The 20,066-nt window shown below is 53.7% G+C and carries 20 protein-coding genes; 8 read left to right on the top strand and 12 right to left on the bottom strand.

The window, feature by feature from the left end; genetic code table 11:
- The 8 genes from IB214_RS04320 to rppH all read right to left on the bottom strand — a co-directional run bounded on the left by IB214_RS04320 (position 1) and on the right by rppH (position 6,593).
- Positions 1–324: a prepilin-type N-terminal cleavage/methylation domain-containing protein gene (locus IB214_RS04320; RefSeq protein ID WP_117343823.1), complete on the bottom strand. Its 324-nt coding sequence runs from the start codon at positions 322–324 to the stop codon at positions 1–3.
- Positions 309–716, bottom strand: a complete 408-nt coding sequence (locus IB214_RS04315; RefSeq protein ID WP_115257575.1) for a DUF2509 family protein — start codon at positions 714–716, stop codon at positions 309–311. Before IB214_RS04315 ends, IB214_RS04320 begins: the two co-directional genes overlap by 16 nt.
- Complete coding sequence (locus IB214_RS04310; RefSeq protein WP_117343822.1) at positions 713–1,276, bottom strand: prepilin peptidase-dependent protein; 564 nt, start codon at positions 1,274–1,276, stop codon at positions 713–715. Before IB214_RS04310 ends, IB214_RS04315 begins: the two co-directional genes overlap by 4 nt.
- Positions 1,267–1,737 carry a prepilin peptidase-dependent protein gene (locus IB214_RS04305; protein ID WP_117343821.1) on the bottom strand — a complete coding sequence of 157 codons (471 nt, stop codon included), beginning with the start codon at positions 1,735–1,737 and terminating at the stop codon, positions 1,267–1,269. The genes IB214_RS04310 and IB214_RS04305 overlap by 10 nt, the downstream gene beginning before the upstream one ends.
- A 184-nt stretch (positions 1,738–1,921) precedes the next feature.
- The gene (thyA, locus tag IB214_RS04300; RefSeq protein ID WP_115257572.1) at positions 1,922–2,716 is read right to left on the bottom strand and encodes a thymidylate synthase; all 795 of its coding nucleotides are present in this window, start codon (positions 2,714–2,716) and stop codon (positions 1,922–1,924) included.
- Between the two features lie 6 nt (positions 2,717–2,722).
- A complete protein-coding gene (lgt, locus tag IB214_RS04295) occupies positions 2,723–3,598 on the bottom strand; it encodes a prolipoprotein diacylglyceryl transferase (protein WP_115257571.1) in 876 nt (291 codons plus the stop codon).
- A gap of 205 nt (positions 3,599–3,803) precedes the next feature.
- Entirely contained in the window at positions 3,804–6,050 is a 2,247-nt protein-coding gene (ptsP, locus tag IB214_RS04290) for a phosphoenolpyruvate--protein phosphotransferase (RefSeq protein ID WP_115257570.1), read from the bottom strand.
- 12 nt (positions 6,051–6,062) lie between these two features.
- Positions 6,063–6,593 (bottom strand): RNA pyrophosphohydrolase, encoded by a 531-nt coding sequence (rppH, locus tag IB214_RS04285; protein ID WP_003825602.1) that lies wholly within the window; start codon positions 6,591–6,593, stop codon positions 6,063–6,065.
- Between the two features lie 684 nt (positions 6,594–7,277).
- Between rppH and mutH the strand changes: the two genes are divergently transcribed.
- From mutH to IB214_RS04265, 4 genes are all read left to right on the top strand, one after another.
- Positions 7,278–7,970 (top strand): DNA mismatch repair endonuclease MutH, encoded by a 693-nt coding sequence (mutH, locus tag IB214_RS04280; RefSeq protein ID WP_117343820.1) that lies wholly within the window; start codon positions 7,278–7,280, stop codon positions 7,968–7,970.
- Positions 7,971–8,048: 78 nt separating this feature from the next.
- Positions 8,049–8,762, top strand: coding sequence for a TerC family protein (locus IB214_RS04275; RefSeq protein WP_096755846.1), 714 nt, complete (start codon positions 8,049–8,051; stop codon positions 8,760–8,762).
- Between the two features lie 144 nt (positions 8,763–8,906).
- The gene (gene ygdR, locus IB214_RS04270) at positions 8,907–9,125 is read left to right on the top strand and encodes a lipoprotein YgdR (RefSeq protein WP_000758660.1); all 219 of its coding nucleotides are present in this window, start codon (positions 8,907–8,909) and stop codon (positions 9,123–9,125) included.
- A 107-nt stretch (positions 9,126–9,232) separates the two neighbouring features.
- Positions 9,233–10,273 carry an NADP(H)-dependent aldo-keto reductase gene (locus IB214_RS04265; RefSeq protein WP_096755845.1) on the top strand — a complete coding sequence of 347 codons (1,041 nt, stop codon included), beginning with the start codon at positions 9,233–9,235 and terminating at the stop codon, positions 10,271–10,273.
- A 102-nt stretch (positions 10,274–10,375) separates the two neighbouring features.
- Here the strand turns inward: IB214_RS04265 and lplT are convergent, their stop codons facing one another.
- A complete protein-coding gene (lplT, locus tag IB214_RS04260) occupies positions 10,376–11,569 on the bottom strand; it encodes a lysophospholipid transporter LplT (protein ID WP_096755844.1) in 1,194 nt (397 codons plus the stop codon).
- Positions 11,562–13,721: a bifunctional acyl-ACP--phospholipid O-acyltransferase/long-chain-fatty-acid--ACP ligase gene (aas, locus tag IB214_RS04255; RefSeq protein ID WP_117343819.1), complete on the bottom strand. Its 2,160-nt coding sequence runs from the start codon at positions 13,719–13,721 to the stop codon at positions 11,562–11,564. Before aas ends, lplT begins: the two co-directional genes overlap by 8 nt.
- Positions 13,722–14,323: 602 nt before the next feature.
- Here aas and galR point away from each other — a divergent pair.
- Positions 14,324–15,352 (top strand): HTH-type transcriptional regulator GalR, encoded by a 1,029-nt coding sequence (galR, locus tag IB214_RS04250; protein ID WP_117343818.1) that lies wholly within the window; start codon positions 14,324–14,326, stop codon positions 15,350–15,352.
- Between the two features lie 13 nt (positions 15,353–15,365).
- Positions 15,366–16,376 (top strand): LacI family DNA-binding transcriptional regulator, encoded by a 1,011-nt coding sequence (locus tag IB214_RS04245; protein ID WP_117343817.1) that lies wholly within the window; start codon positions 15,366–15,368, stop codon positions 16,374–16,376.
- Positions 16,377–16,516: 140 nt separating this feature from the next.
- Here IB214_RS04245 and lysA read toward each other — a convergent pair whose 3' ends face one another.
- Complete coding sequence (gene lysA / locus IB214_RS04240; protein WP_117343815.1) at positions 16,517–17,773, bottom strand: diaminopimelate decarboxylase; 1,257 nt, start codon at positions 17,771–17,773, stop codon at positions 16,517–16,519.
- 117 nt (positions 17,774–17,890) lie between these two features.
- Between lysA and IB214_RS04235 the strand changes: the two genes are divergently transcribed.
- Entirely contained in the window at positions 17,891–18,826 is a 936-nt protein-coding gene (locus tag IB214_RS04235) for a LysR family transcriptional regulator (protein ID WP_117343814.1), read from the top strand.
- Here IB214_RS04235 and IB214_RS04230 read toward each other — a convergent pair.
- Positions 18,813–19,505, bottom strand: coding sequence for an aspartate/glutamate racemase (locus IB214_RS04230; protein ID WP_117343828.1), 693 nt, complete (start codon positions 19,503–19,505; stop codon positions 18,813–18,815). The genes IB214_RS04235 and IB214_RS04230 overlap by 14 nt on opposite strands.
- A gap of 142 nt (positions 19,506–19,647) precedes the next feature.
- Between IB214_RS04230 and IB214_RS04225 the strand changes: the two genes are divergently transcribed.
- Positions 19,648–19,974: a cupin domain-containing protein gene (locus IB214_RS04225; RefSeq protein WP_096755837.1), complete on the top strand. Its 327-nt coding sequence runs from the start codon at positions 19,648–19,650 to the stop codon at positions 19,972–19,974.
- The last annotated feature ends 92 nt before the right edge of the window (positions 19,975–20,066 follow it).

Genomic DNA, 20,066 nt, shown 5'->3' with positions numbered 1-20,066 from the left:
CTACTGACTGTTTGGGCAGTGCAGACGCGTCATTTGACCTTGCCTGCCCAAGGGTGAAGAAAGTTTGACGTTGATGCTGACACATCCCGCCCGCGTTGTCTGCATTCGGTTTACCTGCCAGTTTAACGGCGACGGAAATGCCGTCATTTGGGTTTGCATCCACGCATAACGCCACAGCTGCTGGTACTGACTTCTGATGAGGAAACTGTTCATTAATACCCTTTGATACCCCGACAATGCGGTCACAATCATGACCATAAGCACCATTGCCAGCATCACTTCTGGCAGGCTAAAACCGCGTTGCCGGTTCAGGGTAGCAGGCACAGTGCTGCCTCTCTTAGCGGGCAGAAATCGCTCCAGCCACGTGCGGAAAATACAATATTGCCATCGATAACCTCGCCCTGCCGCCATAGTGACATCCCTTCATAGTCGGTAATAAGCAACACGTTATCCTCGCCATACCATCGCAGACAAACGGCTACATTCGCGGTTGAATCACGCCGGCATTGCACGGCCGGTTGCCGTTGCCAGGACTGCATACGTCCCCATTCCATGGCGGATTGCACCACAGCCTGGTGCTGCAAAGCCTGACTTTCCGTAGCAACGCGCGAAGCAAAACTGGCTTCCTGTTGGCTAAGCCCCTGGAGCAGCAGACCGCCGAGCAGCAGAAGCAAAAGCACCATCGCCAGGGACGATACGCCGCGTTCCCGGTTCACAGGTTAAACCCCGTCACGCTATAGCGCGCTTCAATAACCTTTTGTGGCGCACTTTTGCTGGCTCCGCGCAGACGCAAGGTCAGGATGGGCGCAAATCCGCTGATGTTCTGGCGTTCAACCTGAAATGTCTCAATCAGAACAGTGTCAGGATCGGTCATTTTATCCCAGCCCTTTCCATCGCAGGATGTCGCACCACGCAAGGTTTCCAGCACCTGGTCTTGTAAACGAAAACCTATCTGGTCCGCGTCTTTAGCTGGGGTTGTCTCCCAAATGCCGTTACCGTTAGCGTCCCAACGCGCAATTACGCAATCACCGTGTCCCGATATCACCAGCCCTTCACCGCTACAGTTTCCGTGACAGTACCCTGCCCGCTGGAGATGTTTAGCCACCGTATAGGCTCGCTGCCAGAGTTCATCTTCAAGGGCTAACTGGCGCGTGTTGAGCAATATATCGTGCTGAAGCGCCGGTAAAAAGCGCGCAGCCCCCAGTAGCAAAACGCTGCTGATAGCCATTGCGATCAGCACCTCCAGCAATGAAAAACCGCGTTCGTTTACCGACATACATCTGCCTCATCACGCTCACAAAGCCGAATTCGCCCCCAGTTCGATATCACCACCCACCGTTCACCCGCGGCATTTTTTAGGCCAATATGTCCAGCCCATGCGGTGTTGCGCAGGCCAAAAAAGGCCAGCGATGGCGTGATGTCTGCCATCTCAACATCATCCCAGCGCGGGATTAACACCAACGCAGAAGCGGGCTTACAGGTATTTTGAGCCGCAGCAGAGCTGACCAGACACCATGACGTTCCCTCTCTGATAACGCCGATGACATGGTCACGGTTATGCCAGTTGGCATCCTCGCGCAGTTGCAGCAGGTAGTCCTGCACCTGAACGACGGTTTGCCACAATCGTTGCTGTTGCTGCCAGCGTTGCCAGCCATATAGCCCTGACGCGCTTAGCGTGACGATGATGAGCATTGCCACCAGCGTTTCAATTAGCGTATAGCCCTGTTGTTTTTTCATGCCGTCAGTATGGCGATAAGGAAAATAATCACGAGTGGGGAATTCGGGTTATTCGGCGAGCTTCGGGGAATATTTTCTTCGTTTCAGCGCATTGCAAAATTTCAGGAATCAGCGTCGAAAAACTGAAATCAGGGCAAAAAAAACCGACGCGCGAGGGCGTCGGTCGTGGCAGGGTAGCGGTCGATTAGATAGCAACCGGCGCTTTAATACCAGGGTGCGGATCGTAACCTTCAATCTCGAAATCATCGAAACGATAGTCGAAGATAGAGTCAGGCTTACGCTTGATGACCAGCTTCGGCAAGGCACGCGGTTCGCGGCTGAGCTGCAGGTGCGTTTGCTCCATATGGTTGCTGTACAGGTGCGTATCGCCGCCGGTCCAGACAAAATCACCGACTTCAAGGTTGCACTGCTGCGCCATCATATGGACCAGCAAAGCATAGCTGGCAATGTTAAACGGCAGGCCGAGGAACACATCGCACGAACGCTGATACAGCTGACAGGAGAGCTTGCCGTCTGCCACATAGAACTGGAAGAACGCATGGCACGGCGCCAGCGCCATCTTATCCAGTTCGCCTACGTTCCACGCAGAAACGATAATACGGCGAGAGTCCGGATCATTCTTCAACTGGTTAAGCACCGTGGTGATCTGATCAATATGGCGGCCATCTGGCGTTGGCCACGCGCGCCACTGTTTACCATAGACCGGGCCCAGATCGCCGTTTTCATCTGCCCACTCATCCCAGATAGAAACGTTGTTTTCGTGCAGGTAGGCCACGTTAGTGTCGCCCTGCAAAAACCACAGCAGTTCATGAATGATAGAGCGCAAATGGCAGCGTTTAGTGGTAACCAGCGGGAATCCTTCCTGCAGATTAAAACGCATCTGATGACCAAAAATGGAAAGCGTTCCGGTTCCGGTACGGTCGTTTTTCTGTGTGCCTTCATCCAGCACTTTTTGCATCAGTTCTAAATACTGTTTCATGATTCCTCAGGAAGCGTGTTGCTGTGGGCTGCGGCGGTACGCCCAAACCATCATAATGATACCGGCGACAATCATCGGGATAGACAGGATCTGCCCCATGCTGATGTACTGTACCCATTCGCCGGTAAACTGCTGATCCGGCTGGCGGAAAAATTCAACGATGATACGAAACGCGCCGTAGCCAATCAGGAACAGACCGGAGACCGAGCCCATCGGACGCGGTTTACGAATGAACAGGTTAAGAATGATAAACAGCACCACGCCTTCCAACGCCATCTCATAAAGCTGAGACGCGTGACGAGGCAGCGAACCGTAGGTATCGAAAATAGATTGCCACTGCGGGTTGGTTTGCAGCAGTAAGATGTCTTCGGTACGCGACCCTGGGAACAACATGCTATATGAGAAGTTCGGGTCAACGCGTCCCCACAGTTCGCCGTTGATAAAGTTGCCCAGTCGGCCCGCACCCAGACCAAACGGAATCAAAGGAGCAATGAAGTCAGAGACCTGGAAGAACGAACGCTTGGTGCGTTTGGCGAAGATAATCATCACCAGGATCACACCGATGAGACCACCGTGGAATGACATTCCGCCATCCCAGACGCGGAACAGATACAGCGGATTATCAAGGAACAGCGGGAAGTTGTAGAACAGTACGTAACCGATACGACCACCGAGGAACACCCCGAGGAAGCCTGCATAGAGTAAGTTTTCAACTTCGTTTTTGGTCCAGCCACTTCCTGGGCGATTAGCGCGGCGCGTCGCCAGCCACATCGCGAAAATAAACCCCACCAAATACATCATGCCGTACCAGTGAAGTGCGACGGGTCCAATTGAGAAAATGACCGGATCGAATTCCGGAAAATGCAGATAGCTACTGGTCATCTGTCACCACAAGTTCTTGTTATTTCGCTGAAATCAGACAGCAATTGATAAGCGCGCCTGTATGATACAGGCGCTCCGAAGGTGCGAATGATAGCACAAGGGGATCACCACGCATGCCGGGAAGATGTAAAAGATCTGTATAGTTAAGCCAGACACCAACAGGGATGCCAGATGAAACAGTGATGATCAGGCCGACAATTCAGACTTACAGCCCCCCGCGAATCAAACCGCCCATACCGCGGCGTTCCATAAATGCCGCCACCTGATGGCGCACTTCCGTCGCCAGTTGCGCTTCCAGGCTGCGCTGTGCCAGCGTTTGCGCTTCATCAAAATCGATGTGGCGCAGCAGATATTTCACTCGTGCCACAGAACGACCGTTCATTGATAAGTGGCGAAAACCCAGACCGATTAAAATGGTCACACACATTGGGTCACCCGCCATTTCGCCGCACAGGCGTAAATCGATGCCGCTTCTCTCGGCTTCCTGGGCAATCATCGCCAACGCACGTAACATCCCAGGATGCAGGCTGTCATAAATGCTGGCGACCCGCGTATTGTTACGATCGACCGCCAGAATATATTGGGTCAGATCGTTAGTACCCACCGAGATAAAATCGACCCTGTTCGCCAGATGCGGCAGCATAAAGACCATCGACGGGACTTCCAGCATGATGCCGATACGCGGTTTCGGGATCGCGTAGCCGATCATCTCTTCCACTTCGCGCCCGGCGCGCTCAATCAAGCGCCGCGCTTCGTCAACTTCATCAATACTGGTGACCATCGGCAACAAAATACTCAGGTTGCCGGTTGCCGCGTTGGCACGCAGCATTGCGCGGACCTGGATCAAAAAGATCTCCGGCTGATCGAGCGTAATGCGGATCCCGCGCCAGCCAAGGCACGGATTCTCTTCACTGATGGGCATGTAAGGCAGTTGCTTATCAGCCCCGACGTCCAGCGTACGCAGAGTCACCGGCTTGTCGTTAAACATTTGCAGCATGCCCTGATACTGGGCAACCTGTTCTTCTTCTGACGGAAACCCGCTTTGTAGCATGAACGGAATTTCGGTGCGATACAGCCCGATGCCGTCGATCCGGCTTCCCAGTTTTTGCTCGTGTTCCGGACTCAGCCCGGCGTTGAGCATCACCTTAACGCGCTCGCCGCTTTTCAACTGGGCTGGCTGGTTAACGTCATCTTCTGCCAGGCGACTGAGTTCAATCTCTTCACTGATAAGTCGCTGATATTCCTGAATCAAAACCGGTTCAGGATCAACCAGCAGCTCGCCGCGATAACCGTCCACCACCAGCGTACGGCGGTGGAGTACCGACGGCTGGATGTCGGCCCCCATCACAGTCGGAATACCCAGCGCGCGCACCATAATTGCCGCATGGGAGTTGGCAGCGCCGTCTCTGACCACCACACCAACTAGTCGGTCCTGCGGAAGCTCTGCCAGCGTGGTCGCGGAAAGCTCATCTGCCACCAACACGAAACGTTCCGGCCAGGCATTTGGCCCCTGAATCGAATCGTCAAGATGGAACAGCAGACGCTGGCCGAGCGCACGTAAATCCCCGGCCCGCTCTTTGAGATAGTTATCACTGAGGGCGGCAAACTGTTCAGCGAACTTCTCGATAATCGTTTTAACCGCCCACTCCGCCACCGAACCGTTGTCCACTTCTGCAAACAGCTCGCGGCGCAGACGGGTGTCGGAAAGCAGGTGCGAGTAAAGATCGAAGATCGCCGCCGTCTCTTTTTGTGCTCCCGCCGTAAAGCGCTTACTGTAGCGGCGGAATTCATTGGCGGCTTCTTCCAGCGCCTCAGTCAGTCGTTCGCGTTCTAGTACCGGATCCAGCGTTGACGCCTGATACACCTGCTCCATCAGCGGCAGCGTGGCATCCTGCCAGCCTTCGGCAATCGCCACGCCGGGTGCGGCAGGCAACGCACGAATGCGCGTTTGCCGGTATTGACCAAACAACGCGGTGAGCTGCGACTGAGAAAGAATGGCGGCCATTTGCGTGGCGAGTGTCACCAGGAATGACTCTTCGCTTTCATCGTACTGGCGCAGTTCACGCTGCTGGACCACCAGCACACCCAATAGCTGGCGGCGCTGAATGATCGGCACGCCTAAGAAGGCGCGGAATCGCTCTTCTTTTACTGAAGGGATGTATTTGAAGCTGGGGTGTTTTTGCGCATCGGCGAGGTTAATTGGTTCCGCCAGCCTGCCAACCAGGCCAACGATACCTTCATCAAACGCAAGCGCAACGGTGCGACCGCGTGGTTTTTTGAGTCCCCGGGTCGCCATCAGGTAATAACAACGTCGGTCGTGATCGGCCAGATAAACCGAACAGACCTCTGTATCCATCGCAAGACAGATGTCGGTAACCAGAATATTCAGCGCCTCATTAAGACGCGGAGCACTGGCCACCTTTTCGACTATTTCGCGCAGGCGGGTGAGCATAATTTGCGTAGCTTAACCTCTTTTACGTCTGTACGCAGGTGCGCTTTGCGGCTTTGGGGTACTCTCCTGAAGCGCCATCACAACACTTGCGAATTCTTTCATCACCCTGCGATAGACATCGCGTTTAAATGACACTACCTGTCGAACCGGATACCAGTAACTCACCCAACGCCAGCCATCGAACTCGGGCGTGCTGCTGGTTTGCATATTGATCTCAGCATCGCTGCTTACCAATTGCAGAAGGAACCATTTTTGTTTCTGGCCGATACAAACCGGCTTCGTGTCCCAACGCACCAAACGTTTCGGTAACTTGTAACGCAACCAGTTACGAGTAGAAGCCAGGATCCGCACATCTTTACGACTGAGGCCCACTTCTTCAAACAGTTCCCGGTACATCGCCTGCTCTGCTGTCTCTCCCGCGTTTATCCCACCTTGCGGGAATTGCCAGGAGTGCTGACCAAATCGCCGGGCCCACATGACCTGCCCCTGGCGGTTACAAATTACTATTCCTACATTCGGGCGGTAGCCATCGTCATCAATCACCGGACTACCTCAACATAAACCTTATATATAAACGATTGTTTCACACTCCTGAGAGGCGGTAAACCACTGTGTTAAGCACACGAGACTCTAATAACAATTGAATAACTCACAGCAAAGGACTGAGTTATAAACAGAGGTAGGCTGAGTTAGGCGATTTTATTCACCTTTTCTGTGGATATAGTTGTGAAGAAGTACGGAATTACTATGGGAAAACCCGGAACAGTCTGAATATGACCTTTGTCACATATAAAAATTAGTCGTCTATATTCATTGAGTTAAAAGCAAATACTGTCACCCAACACACAGAAATGTGATGTACATCACGCATACGATCCTCGAGCTGATGAAAGATCAACCAGCGTTGGTTTTATCCACAGATTGTGCCAATAAGTTAGGCACAATTTGTGTGAAAATTCGATTTTCGTCGCACGTCAAGGCTGTAAATTGAAACAGTAGTGGGGGTTTTTCACAGTTATCCCATCTTTCTGTGGATAACATGGTGTAAGATCCTGTTCATTGTCAGTGACCAGAATTGGAAAACCTCATCGGTTGTTGCGCAACTCTTGATTATGAAATTTAAAAATCAATATAAATCATATAATTGAGTAAAGCTTGTGGAAAAAGATAAACTCTGTCCACTCGGTATAAAATCATTGCTCATTTTTTCGCCTAAGGGTTAACTCAATGTCAGAACTCCAGCCACTGCTTTCTCCCCCTGAATCCGAAGCCCTGCTGCTTGCCCAGGCACGGCGGCTTTCGGGCTACACGTTAGGGGAGCTGGCGGCAATGGCGGGGATTGTAACCCCCAACGATTTGAAACGGGACAAAGGCTGGATCGGCGTACTGCTGGAGATCTGGCTCGGCGCCAGCGCGGGCAGCAAGCCGGAGCAGGATTTTGCGGCGCTAGGCGTAGAGCTGAAAACGATCCCTGTGGACAGTCTTGGCAGACCGCTGGAAACCACCTTCGTTTGCGTAGCACCATTAACCGGCAATACCGGCGTAACATGGGAAACCAGCCATGTCCGCCATAAACTTAAACGTGTGCTGTGGGTGCCGGTGGAAGGGGAACGCAGCATCCCGTTAGCCCAACGTCGCGTAGGATCCCCGCTGTTATGGAGTCCGAATGAAGAAGAAGATAACCAGCTACGCCTCGATTGGGAAGAATTGATGGACATGATTGTGCTGGGCCACGTCGAACGCATCACCGCCCGCCATGGGGAAGTGTTACAGCTACGCCCAAAAGCCGCCAATGCGAAAGCGCTAACCGAAGCCATTGGCGCGAATGGTGAGCCAATTCTGACCCTGCCACGCGGTTTTTATCTAAAAAAGAACTTCACGCGCGCGCTGCTGGAGCGTCATTTTTTATTCCAGACGTAATAGGCACAGCCCGGCCTTTCGCCCGCCGCGTTACGCGCCTATAATTAGCGCTTCTTTTTTTTGGCAGGACTTTGTTCGATGTTATTTGCATGGATAACCGATCCTAACGCCTGGCTGGCGCTCGGTACGCTGACGCTGCTGGAGATCGTTCTGGGGATCGACAATATTATTTTCCTTTCTTTGGTCGTTGCTAAACTCCCGACCGCACAACGCAGTCATGCCCGACGTATCGGGCTGGCGGCAGCGATGATCATGCGTCTGGCACTACTGGCGTCTATCGCCTGGGTCACGCGTCTGACCAACCCGCTGTTTGAGGTGTTTGGCGAGGCGATCTCAGCGCGTGACCTGATCCTTCTGCTTGGTGGATTGTTCCTGATCTGGAAAGCCAGTAAGGAGATTCATGAGTCTATAGAAGGTGAAGAAGAAGGGCTGAAAACACGCGTATCCTCGTTCCTCGGGGCAATTGTGCAGATCATGTTGTTAGACATTATCTTCAGCCTGGACTCCGTCATCACCGCAGTAGGCTTGTCCGATCATCTGTTTATCATGATGGCGGCGGTAGTTATTGCCGTCGGCGTGATGATGTTTGCGGCACGCCCGATTGGTGAATTTGTGGATCGCCATCCCTCGGTAAAAATGCTGGCACTCTCTTTCCTGATCCTGGTCGGCTTCACGCTGATTCTGGAAAGTTTCGATGTGCATGTGCCGAAAGGGTACATTTATTTCGCCATGTTCTTCTCTATCGGTGTAGAGACCCTGAACCTGTTGCGCAATAAAAAGAACCCGCTCTGACCCCATCAGTCGCTCCCCCGCAAGGGGAGCGACGACCCACATCACCTTTTCTTCTCACAGATTAAGATTTTACTGCTTTCGCCCGGCATAACTTCGCGTTATTACTAAACTAGTGTCAGACGCAGGCCACGTGAGGATAAATAGATGAAAAAATGGGCAGTTTTAATTTCCGCGGTAGGATTGGCTTTCGCCGTTTCTGGATGCAGCAGTGATTATGTGATGGCGACCAAAGATGGTCGGATGATCCTGACCGACGGTAAACCCGAAATTGATGATGATACCGGTCTGGTGAGCTATCACGACCAGCAAGGCAATGCGATGCAGATTAACCGCGACGACGTATCTCAAATCATTGAGCGTTGATGGTTGAGGTCAGCCTCGCTGCTGGCCTTAACAATTTTGCTTCCCTTTTTCCCTTCCCTCAGCCATTTTTATAATCCTTATGTTGTGATTATAAAAAGGAAACGGCTATGCAATATCACCGTATACCCCACAGCTCGCTGGAAGTCAGTACACTGGGGCTGGGCACAATGACGTTTGGTGAACAAAACAGCGAAGCCGACGCACATGCACAGCTTGACTATGCCGTAGCACAAGGCATCAATTTAATCGACGTTGCCGAGATGTATCCGGTCCCGCCACGCCCGGAAACCCAGGGCCTCACGGAAACCTACGTCGGCAACTGGCTCGCTAAACACGGCAGCCGTGAAAAACTGATCGTCGCCTCAAAGGTCAGCGGGCCGTCGCGTAATAATGACAGCGGCATTCGCCCGAATCAGGCGCTGGATCGTAAAAACATTCGCCAGGCACTGAACGACAGCCTCAAACGCCTGCAAACCGATTATCTGGACCTGTATCAGGTTCACTGGCCACAGCGCCCAACCAACTGCTTTGGCAAGCTGGGCTACAGCTGGACAGACTCCGCTCCGGTAGTCACTCTGCTGGAAACGTTGGAAGCGCTAACTGAATTTCAGCGCGCCGGGAAAATTCGCTATATCGGCGTGTCCAACGAAACCGCATTTGGCGTCATGCGCTATTTACACCTGGCGGACAAACACGACCTGCCGCGCATTGTCACTATCCAGAACCCCTACAGCCTGCTGAACCGTAGCTTTGAAGTGGGATTAGCGGAAGTCAGCCAGTACGAAGGCATTGAACTGCTGGCCTACTCGTGCCTGGGCTTTGGCACATTAACCGGTAAGTACCTGAACGGCGCGCAGCCTGCCGGCGCACGCCATACGCTGTTTAGTCGCTTCACGCGCTACAGCGGCGAACAGACGCAAAAAGCCGTCGCCGCCTACGTAGATATCGCCAAACGCCATAACCTGGACCCGGCGCAGATGGCACTGGCCTTTGTGCGTCGCCAGCCGTTTGTCGCCAGCACCCTGCTGGGGGCGACAACTATGGAGCAGCTAAAAACCAATGTCGAAAGTTTGCATCTGACGTTAAGCGAAGAGGTACTGGCAGAGATTGAAGCGGTGCATCAGGTTTATACCTATCCTGCACCGTAACGTGTAGTGCCTGATGGCGCTACGCTTATCAGGCCTACAAAAACAAGCCGTACTGTAGGCCGGATAAGGCAACGCCGCCATCCGGCAACAGCACGTAACAGGCTAATGGCGACGTTGCCAGATCCACAGCGCCGTAATCGCCAGCGCGAACAGCCCGCCAAAGCCAATTCCGATAGCAACTGCCGGAATGCCCACCAGCACCGCCAGCGAGTAAATACCGAGCATCAGCAGCATGGCGCTGTTTTCACCCAGATTTTGCACCGCGATGGCATTACCCGCGCCGACGCTTTTTTTGCCTCGTTCCTGCAACAACGCATTCAGCGGCACAACAAAGAAACCGCCCAGCACACCGATAAGCATTAGCAGCCCATAGGACGGCAACAGCGCATGCTGCAGAGATAAGAACAGTACGCCGACGCCAATCAGGATCCCCGCGGGCATGCAGCGAGACACTGTCTCCAGCGTGACCAGCTTCGCCGCAGCACCCGCGCCAACAACAATCCCAATTGCCACCATCGCGTTGAGATAGGTCGGTGTGGCGTTATCGGTAATCCCCAACGCTACCGGCACCCACAGTACCAGCAGAAAACGCAGCGTCACCCCCGCGCCCCAAAACAGGCTGGTTCCCACCAACGAGAAGCGCGTTTCACCGTTGCGCCACAGCGAAGACGCCGCGCAGAAGAAGCTGCGCGTCATTTTCCCCAGATGCCACGACTGACCAGGACGCGCGGCAGCAAGCTTCGGGATTGACAGGTTAGCCACCACCGCACCCGCATAGGCCAGCGCGCAAACCGAGAGCGCGGCTATCACATGCCAGTCGGCCAGCACACCGCCAGCCACCGAGCCCAGCAGAATAGCAGCGATGGTTGAGGCTTCCATCAGACCGTTAGCTTTCACCAGTTTATCGCCGGTGGTCAGTTCCCCGAGAATGCCATACTTGGCCGGTGAATACGCCGCCGCGCCAACGCCCACTAGCGTGTACCCAAGAAACGGGTTAACACCGAAGCAAATACTTGCCGCCCCCAGCAGTTTGAGGCCGTTGGCGAACATCATCACTCTGCCTTTGGCAAAGCTGTCCGCCACCTGCCCGACAAAAGGGGCGAAAAGAATGTAAGCACCCACAAACACCATTTGCAGGATCGGCTGGCTCCAGTCCGGATAGAATTGCTCTTTCAGCAACGCCAGAGTGGCAAACAGCAGTGCGTTATCGCCAAACGCCGACAGAAACTGCGCGGCGATAACGGACATCATCCCTTTGGACCAGATTGAAGTGTTAGTGTGTACTGACTCACGCATGTTGTTGTTCCGGTTCATCAACCCAGCTTTTCAGCGTTACAAAGTCCGGCTTACCGCTGCCGAGGAGAGGGAGTTGCTTCAGGTGGCGAATATCACGCGGCACGGCGAGCTCAGGGATGCCGTGGGCCCGCGCATGCTGCAGCAGTTTTTCACGCGTCAACTCGCTGTCAGTGGTGAACAACACCAGCGCCTCACCTTTGCTGGCATCACTCTTGATAGCCGTGGCGTGCATTTTGTCAGCAGAGACCGCCAGCGCCAGCTGCTCCACCATTTCCAGCGATACCATCTCACCAGCAATTTTCGCAAAGCGCTTGGCGCGCCCCTGAATCTGCACAAAGCCGTTCTCGTCAAAACGCACAATGTCACCGGTGTCATACCAGCCGCGCTCAACCTCGCCCTGTGCATTTTCTGCCGTCGGCACTTCCAGTACACCCGGGTTTTCAACGCGCAAATAGCCGCTCATAATGTTCGGACCTTTCAACTGCAAACGTCCGCCGTCTTCAATGCCTGGAACCGCCAGCAGTCGGGCATCCATACCGGGCAGAATACGCCCTACCGTGCCTGATTTTGCCGCCATCGGCACGTTAATCGACACCACCGGCGCACATTCCGTCACGCCATAGCCCTCAAGCACACGCAACCCAAACTTCTCCTGCCACAGTTGCTTTGTGGTGTCCTGCAGCTTTTCAGCTCCCGCTACCACGTAGCGCAGGCGGTGGAAATCATAAGGATGGGCAAAGCGCGCGTAGTTGCCGAGGAACGTCGAGGTGCCAAACAGCACGGTGCAGTTTCGGTCATACACCAGCTCCGGCACAATGCGATAATGCAGCGGGCTGGGATAGAGAAAGACTCCGGCACCGGTCAGGAGCGGCGTAAACAGCCCCACCGTCAGGCCAAAAGAGTGGAACAACGGCAGCGCCGACATAAAGCGATCGTCGGCGGTGAAGTCGGCAATGGTTTTAATTTGCTCGACGTTCGCCAGAATGCTTTTGTGGCTGTGCACCACACCTTTCGGATGTCCCTCAGAGCCGGAGGTAAAGAGGATCACCGCAGCTTCTTCAGGCTGCTGCTTCACCTGAGCCAGGTGCGGCATCAGCAGATGAGAGAAAATCCACACTTTATCGTTAAAGGTAACATCGGCTTTTAAATCTTCCAGGTACACCCAGCGCACCTGGGTAAGCTGTTCCGGCAGATGCCAGAGTTTGCCTTTGTCGAGAAACTGGCGGGAGGTAAAAATCGTTTTGATTTCAGAGGCGGTAATGGCGCTGGTCAGCCCTTTTACGCCCGCCGTGTAGTTCATCATGGCCGGAATACGTCGACGGGCAATAGCGCCAAAAATCACAGCCGCGCTAATCCCCGCATTGGGGAGCATCAGACCAATCTTCTCACCTTCTACGCTGTATTTTTCCAGAATACGGGCAACAAACAGCGTTTTAGTCAGCAGTTTGCGATAGCTGTCTGGGGTAAAGTTAACGTCTTCAATGCAGTTTTTTCCTGCGCCAAAACGGTACTTCGCCGCCAGCAGAGACTCATACAACGTTTCACGCGGTCGTACGGCCATGCGCGCTTCCATCATAATCTGGTGCAGCATTTCACCGGCCATCTTGCGGCGATCGCGGGCGCGCGGCGCTTCTGGCATCGGTAACTGCGTAGGCGGCAGGATATGTAGCTGAATGCGTGGGAAGAAACGTCGTTTAACTAAACCTTTCAGGCGGCTAAAGTAGCTCAGCTCAGCGCCCTCAATGCGCACTGGCACCACCGTCGCGCCAGATTTCGCCGCGACAAATCCGGCACCGTCATAGATTTTCATCAATGAGCCGGTGGTCGAAATACGGCCTTCCGGGAAAATAACCACCGGACGTCCCTGCTCAACCAGGCGAACCAGATGCTTAATTGACATCGGTTTAGTGGGGTCTAGCGGCACGAAATCAATCAGCGGGGTGAGCCAGCGCATGTACCATTGCTGGCTGATCGAGGTATAAACCGCAAAGACCGGGCGAATCGGCAAAAACAGCGCCAGCAGCATACCGTCGATAAAAGAGACATGATTGGGAGTGATTAAGACGCGCTCTCCCCGTAGTGCACTGACATCGCCCGTAAGGCGAACGCGGAAAAGCACGCGAAACACATTGCGAAAAAACCCTAATAGCATTTCAACTCCCTGTACCATCAATTATCTAAAGATGAATGGTGGCAGATTATACGAGTTGTGGGGGAGGCGCGACAGGTAAATAGAGTCCGAAAAAAGAGGCGAAAAAAAACCTGCGCATCCGCGCAGGTTGGTGCAAGAGACAGGTACGAAATGCGTACCGAATAATCTCACCAATCAATACCTCTGGGATCTTGATTGTGGTCGCCACCGGGCCGATACGCCAGTCCGAAAACGCAAAGGAATGAACCCAAGTGCAACCAGTTGTGTAAATTATCGCTTACTGTTACAGATGCGCGTAAAGGCAAAAAAAAACCTGCGCATCTGCGCAGGTTGGTGTAAATCTTGTGATCAACCCGAAAGCTGATTTCACCTATCAATACCTCTGGGATCCCAACTCTAGCAATCCTGTCTTTCTCCTCGCCAGCGAACAATCGCAACAGGTCATCGCAAAGTGTAAGCAAAGATTTTCATTCTCTCTTTCTGTCTTACTTCGCTCGTGTGCGCTCACATTTGCGCAGTCCTGATGGGCAATCTGCTTGAACAACCAGCCATTTTCCGTAACACTGACGGAATGTAAGCGTTTACCCACAACAGGTACTATCATGGCGACTATAAAGGACGTAGCCCAACTCGCTGGTGTATCAGTCGCCACCGTTTCTCGCGTGATCAATCATTCCCCTAAAGCCAGCGAAGCCTCCCGCCTGGCTGTGATGAGTGCAATGGAATCACTCAACTACCACCCTAATGCCAATGCGCGTGCGCTGGCACAGCAATCCACCGAGACCGTCGGTCTGGTGGTGGGTGATGTGTCCGATCCATTCTTCGGGGCAATGGTTAAAGCTGTCGAGCAGGTGGCCTATAACACGGGTAATTTTTTACTGATTGGTAACGGCTACCATAACGAGCAGAAAGAACGTCAGGCGATTGAGCAACTTATTCGCCACCGCTGCGCGGCTCTGGTGGTTCACGCAAAAATTATCCCGGACGCGGAGCTGGCGTCATTAATGAAACAAATCCCCGGCATGGTGCTTATCAATCGCATCCTGCCTGGCTTCGAACAGCGCTGCGTTGCGCTTGATGACCGTTACGGCGCATGGCTGGCAACCCGCCACCTCATCCAGCAGGGCCATACACGCATCGGCTACCTGTGCTCTAACCACAGTATTTCTGATGCAGAAGATCGTCTGCAGGGCTATTACGATGCGCTGGCAGAAAGCAACATCCCGATCAACGATCGGCTGGTGACCTTCGGTGAACCGGACGAAAGCGGCGGCGAACAGGCGATGACGGAACTGCTGGGACGTGGCAAGAACTTCACCGCTGTCGCCTGCTATAACGACTCAATGGCGGCAGGTGCTATGGGTGTATTAAATGATAATGGCATCGATGTACCGGGCGAAATATCACTGATCGGTTTTGATGATGTGCTGGTTTCCCGCTACGTGCGTCCACGGCTGACGACGGTACGCTACCCAATAGTAACGATGGCAACCCAGGCCGCCGAACTGGCGCTGGCGTTGGCCGACAACCTTCCGGCACCGGAAATAACGCATGTATTCAACCCTACGCTGGTCCGTCGACATTCCGTTTCGACGCTGACAGAATCAGGGAATTCTTCGTCAAAGGATTAATCAGGATAGCGTCATGACAACGATGTTGGATGTTTCTCGTCATGCTGGCGTATCAAAAGCGACCGTTTCGCGTGTGCTGAACGGAACGGGTCAAGTCAAAGAAAGCACGCGCCAGAAAGTCTTTAATGCCATGCAGGCCTTAGACTACCGCCCTAATTTTTTGGCGCGTTCGCTGGCGAATCGCACCAGTAACAGCATTGGCCTGGTGGTTTCCACATTCGATGGCTTCTATTTTGGCCGTCTGCTGCAACAGGCTTCACGCCAAACCGAATCCCACGGCAAACAGCTGATCGTGACCGACGGCCACGATACGCCGGAGCGCGAACAGGAAGCGGTACAAATGCTGGCCGACCGCCAGTGCGACGCCATTATTCTTTATACCCGCTATATGAGCGAAAAAGCGATTATGTCGCTGATGCATAGCATTGATATGCCGCTGCTGGTCATTAACCGCGATGTCAGCCAGGCCCGCGACCGGGCAATTTTCTTTGAACAAGAAAATGCGGCGTATCAAGCGGTAAGTTACCTGATTTCACAAGGCCATAGCGATATCGCCTGTATCACCGTCCCGCACCATACCCCGACCGGTAAGTCACGCCTGATGGGTTATCGTAAGGCGCTGGAAAAGCACGGTATTCCCTGGGATCCCGCGAAAGTTAAATACGGTGATTCTACGATGATGAAAGGCTTCGAGGCCTGCCGTGAATTGCTGGAGGAAGGGGTGATTTTCAGCGCCCTCTTTGCCTGTAACGATGATATGGCATTAGGTGCCTCAAAAGCATTACATCAGGCCGGGCTGAAGATCCCGCAGGATGTATCGCTGTTTGGTTTTGATGATGCCCCCAGCGCCAAATGGCTGGAGCCGGGGCTGTCGACCGTCTATCTGCCGATTGATAGCATGATCACCACGGCCATCGACCAGGCCGTCCGCCTGGCGAACGGTGAGAACGTTGAACCTATCCCGCCATTTACCGGCACGCTGGTATTGCGGGATTCGGTGACAACCGGGCCGTTTTACGAATAGTGCCGGGATACATTCGTGCATATTTGTAGGCCTGATAAGCGTAGCGCCATCAGGCATCACCGCGCACATTGCCGGATGGCGGCTACCGCCTTATCCGGCCTACACCCGGCCAAGCGCAGCGCCGCCGGGAATCCCATCTCTCAAATAAGTTCCAGCGCTAACAGCTCATCAATGGTCTGGCGACGACGAATCAGTCGCGCCACGCCGTTGTCAAACAGCACTTCCGGTAGCAGCGGTCGGCTGTTGTAATTCGACGACATCGACGCGCCGTACGCCCCGGTATCGTGTAGCACCAGATAATCCCCCGGTACAACCGCTGGCAGCAGACGCGTTTCGACTTTGCCGCCCTCCTGCTGGGTAAACACATCACCGGATTCACATAGCGGCCCGGCAACCACCGTGTCAATCTGCGCGGCCTGCTCTAACGCACGACCATCACCCGCCAGCGCCGAAATGTGGTGATAACTACCGTACATCGCCGGGCGCATCAGATCGTTAAAACCGGCGTCGATCAATACAAAGTGGCGGCTACCCATCTCTTTAACGCTGCGTACTTGCGCCACCAGCACACCCGCTTCGGCCACCAGAAAACGCCCAGGCTCGATCTCAAGTTTCACCGGATGCCCCAGATGTTTAGCAATTTGCTCACGCGCGGCGTTCCACAGACCAAAGTAGTGATCGGTATTGATCGCCTCTTCCCCTTCACGATACGGGATCGATAAGCCACCACCCGCCGAGATCGCGTCAAGATCCTGACCAAACTCCACCACTTGACGCACCATTGCGCCGCACACTTGCTCCAGATGACCGTAATCCACGCCAGAACCAATATGCATATGAATGCCGACCAGCTTCAACTGATAGCGCTGGATCACTTCCAGTGCCGCCGGAAGATCGCTATACCAGATCCCGTGCTTGCTATTTTCACCGCCGGTATTGGTTTTCTGGCTGTGCCCATGACCAAAACCAGGGTTAACACGCAGCCACACGCGGTGGCCCGGCGACAGCTGGCCCAGTTGCTCAAGCATATCCACCGAACCAGCATTCACCGGGATCTGCAGCTCGTGCACCCGCGCCAGCGTCGCACCATCAATCATATCTGCGGTAAAGACAATCTCATCGTTACCCGGCACGAACCCCGCCGCCAGCGCACGTTCAATCTCGCCTAATGAGACGGAATCCACCTTCACGCCCTGCTCACGCATCAGGCGCAGGATATGAATATTTGAGCACGCCTTCTGGGCAAATCGCACCACGTCAAACTGGCCGAGTTTAGCAATCTGCGCGCGGATGATTTGCGCATCATAAACCCACACCGGACAGCCGAATTCGGCGGGCAGGCGCAGCAGGTTGTCAGCGGTCAGGTCAGTGTCGGTATTGTTGAGTGGGCGTGGCATAGCAAACTCCGGTATCTGTTTTTTATGATTACGCCACAGCCTGAAGACAATAAAAAATATCGTTTTATCGTGAGTCTATGCAAAAATGATATGGACTAGTTGATTCGAGGAATGCCCATGCCTGCCGTTAACCTGCGCCATATCGAAATCTTTCACGCCATCATGACGGCGGGCAACCTGACGGAAGCCGCACGGATGCTGAATACCTCGCAGCCGACCGTCAGCCGCGAGCTGGCGCGATTCGAGCAGGTACTGGGATTGAAGCTGTTTGAGCGCAGTCGCGGACGTCTACACCCAACGGTGCAAGGACTGCGGTTATTCGAAGAAGTACAGCGTTCCTGGTACGGCCTGGATCGGATTGTGAGCGCCGCCGAAAGCCTGCGCGAGTTCCGCCAGGGGGAGTTATCGATTGTCTGTCTACCGGTCTTTTCACAATCCTTTTTGCCCTCGCTGCTGCAACCGTTTCTGGCGCGCTATCCGCAGGTGAATATTCAGATTGTGCCGCAGGAGTCTCCACTGCTGGAGGAGTGGCTGTCGGCACAGCGTCACGATTTAGGCATAACGGAGACGCTGCATACTCCCGCCGGAACCGAACGTACGCCGCTGCTGACACTAAACGAAGTGTGCGTATTGCCCCAGGGGCATCCGCTGGCGGAAAAATCAGTCTTAACACCACAGGATTTTCAGGGCGAAAATTACATCAGCCTGTCGCTAACGGACAGCTACCGCCAGTTGCTCGATGCCCTGTTCCTTGAGCATCAAGTTAAACGGCGGATGGTGGTGGAGACGCACAGCGCCGCCTCTGTTTGTGCGATGGTGCGTGCCGGGGTGGGGATCTCCGTGGTCAACCCGCTCACCGCACTGGACTATGCCACCAGCGGCGTGGTAGTGCGCCGATTTAGCCTCGACGTCCCCTTTACCGTCAGCCTGATTCGCCCGCTGCACCGCCCTACCTCCACGCTGGTTGATACGTTCACAACCCATCTTCAAACTCACCTTCCGCACCTGCTCGATCCACTGGATACTATTTTAAACCTGCCTACGACAACATAAATTCCACCGCATCCGCCGCGTGAATCGCTGCCGTATCAAATACCGGGATCGGGCTTAATTCTGCTGGCACTAGCAGACCAATCTCGGTACAGCCAAAAATCACCCCTTGCGCTCCCTGGCTCGCCAGGTCGCCTATCACACTCAGGTAATAGTCGCGCGAGGCGTCGCTGAATTCGCCGAGGCACAGCTCGTCAAAAATTATCTGGTTAATTTTCTGCCTATCGCCTTGTTCGGGAATCAAGGTGCTAATACCAAATTCATCCTGTAGGCGACCGCGATAGAAATCCTGCTCCATGGTGTAGCGCGTACCCAACAGCGCCACATTACTCATATTCTGCTGACTGATGGCGCGTCCTGTTGCATCCGCAATATGCAGGAAAGGCACATCACAGGCGGCTTCAATCGCCCCGGCCACCTTATGCATGGTGTTGGTACACAGCACAATGCCCTCGGCACCGGCCTGCTGAAGTCCCCGCGCAGCCTGCGCCAGAATGTCGCCCGCTTTATCCCACTCGCCACGACTCTGACACAGCTCAATCTCATGGAAATCCACGCTGTGCAGTAGGATCTGCGCCGAATGCAGGCCACCCAATCGCTGTTTTACGCCTTCGTTAATCAAGCGATAATAAGGAATGGTCGATTCCCAGCTCATACCACCTAACAGACCGATCGTTTTCATCATTTTCCCCGCGTTCGTTACCGTCATGCCAGTGAAGCAAAGATGTGATCAACTTTCCACATCTGTGAGCAAGCGTTTCTTTTTTACTCTTTCTGATATAAATTTAATGAAACATTGTTTCAACATACTACAGGACTGCCGGATGTTTATTTTTCATAAAGAAACCACCCTTGAAGATTTGGGCAATGGCGTGAGCCGCCGCATTCTGGCTCACGATGGCAAAATGATGGCCGTTGAAGTCAACTTTGAACAAGGCGCAGTTGGCCCAATGCACTGCCACCCACACGAGCAGCTAACCTACGTGCTGTCAGGTGAATTTGAATTTACCATTGGCGAAGAAAAGCATGTCGTGCGCGCCGGTGACACGTTATATAAACAGCCCAATATTATGCACGGCTGCGTGTGTTTAAAGCCGGGAACATTACTGGATACCTTCACACCGGTACGTGAAGACTTCCTGAAAAAATAATGTTCCCCTTTATTTCAAGCCTTCCTTAGTGGAAGGCTTTTTTATGCCCGCAATAGCATTGTTAGCATGTTAATAATATAACTTTCATTACT

The organism is Citrobacter sp. C1 (genome assembly GCF_014596895.2).
GTDB classification, from domain to species: domain Bacteria; phylum Pseudomonadota; class Gammaproteobacteria; order Enterobacterales; family Enterobacteriaceae; genus Citrobacter; species Citrobacter gillenii.
Note: the sequence above shows the minus strand (reverse complement) of the source record. Positions and strands in the feature narration are given on the sequence as shown.

What these genes read in the sequence shown, in the direction of transcription:
- lysA (WP_117343815.1), bottom strand. Translation starts at nt 17,773, where the DNA reads ATGCCACGCCCACTCAACAATACCGACACTGACCTGACCGCTGACAAC.
- mutH (WP_117343820.1), top strand. Translation starts at nt 7,278, where the DNA reads ATGTCAGAACTCCAGCCACTGCTTTCTCCCCCTGAATCCGAAGCCCTG.
- IB214_RS04310 (WP_117343822.1), bottom strand. Translation starts at nt 1,276, where the DNA reads ATGTCGGTAAACGAACGCGGTTTTTCATTGCTGGAGGTGCTGATCGCA.
- lgt (WP_115257571.1), bottom strand. Translation starts at nt 3,598, where the DNA reads ATGACCAGTAGCTATCTGCATTTTCCGGAATTCGATCCGGTCATTTTC.
- IB214_RS04265 (WP_096755845.1), top strand. Translation starts at nt 9,233, where the DNA reads ATGCAATATCACCGTATACCCCACAGCTCGCTGGAAGTCAGTACACTG.
- IB214_RS04230 (WP_117343828.1), bottom strand. Translation starts at nt 19,505, where the DNA reads ATGAAAACGATCGGTCTGTTAGGTGGTATGAGCTGGGAATCGACCATT.
- IB214_RS04305 (WP_117343821.1), bottom strand. Translation starts at nt 1,737, where the DNA reads ATGAAAAAACAACAGGGCTATACGCTAATTGAAACGCTGGTGGCAATG.
- galR (WP_117343818.1), top strand. Translation starts at nt 14,324, where the DNA reads ATGGCGACTATAAAGGACGTAGCCCAACTCGCTGGTGTATCAGTCGCC.
- ygdR (WP_000758660.1), top strand. Translation starts at nt 8,907, where the DNA reads ATGAAAAAATGGGCAGTTTTAATTTCCGCGGTAGGATTGGCTTTCGCC.
- lplT (WP_096755844.1), bottom strand. Translation starts at nt 11,569, where the DNA reads ATGCGTGAGTCAGTACACACTAACACTTCAATCTGGTCCAAAGGGATG.
- IB214_RS04225 (WP_096755837.1), top strand. Translation starts at nt 19,648, where the DNA reads ATGTTTATTTTTCATAAAGAAACCACCCTTGAAGATTTGGGCAATGGC.
- ptsP (WP_115257570.1), bottom strand. Translation starts at nt 6,050, where the DNA reads ATGCTCACCCGCCTGCGCGAAATAGTCGAAAAGGTGGCCAGTGCTCCG.
- aas (WP_117343819.1), bottom strand. Translation starts at nt 13,721, where the DNA reads ATGCTATTAGGGTTTTTTCGCAATGTGTTTCGCGTGCTTTTCCGCGTT.
- IB214_RS04275 (WP_096755846.1), top strand. Translation starts at nt 8,049, where the DNA reads ATGTTATTTGCATGGATAACCGATCCTAACGCCTGGCTGGCGCTCGGT.
- thyA (WP_115257572.1), bottom strand. Translation starts at nt 2,716, where the DNA reads ATGAAACAGTATTTAGAACTGATGCAAAAAGTGCTGGATGAAGGCACA.
- IB214_RS04245 (WP_117343817.1), top strand. Translation starts at nt 15,366, where the DNA reads ATGACAACGATGTTGGATGTTTCTCGTCATGCTGGCGTATCAAAAGCG.
- IB214_RS04235 (WP_117343814.1), top strand. Translation starts at nt 17,891, where the DNA reads ATGCCTGCCGTTAACCTGCGCCATATCGAAATCTTTCACGCCATCATG.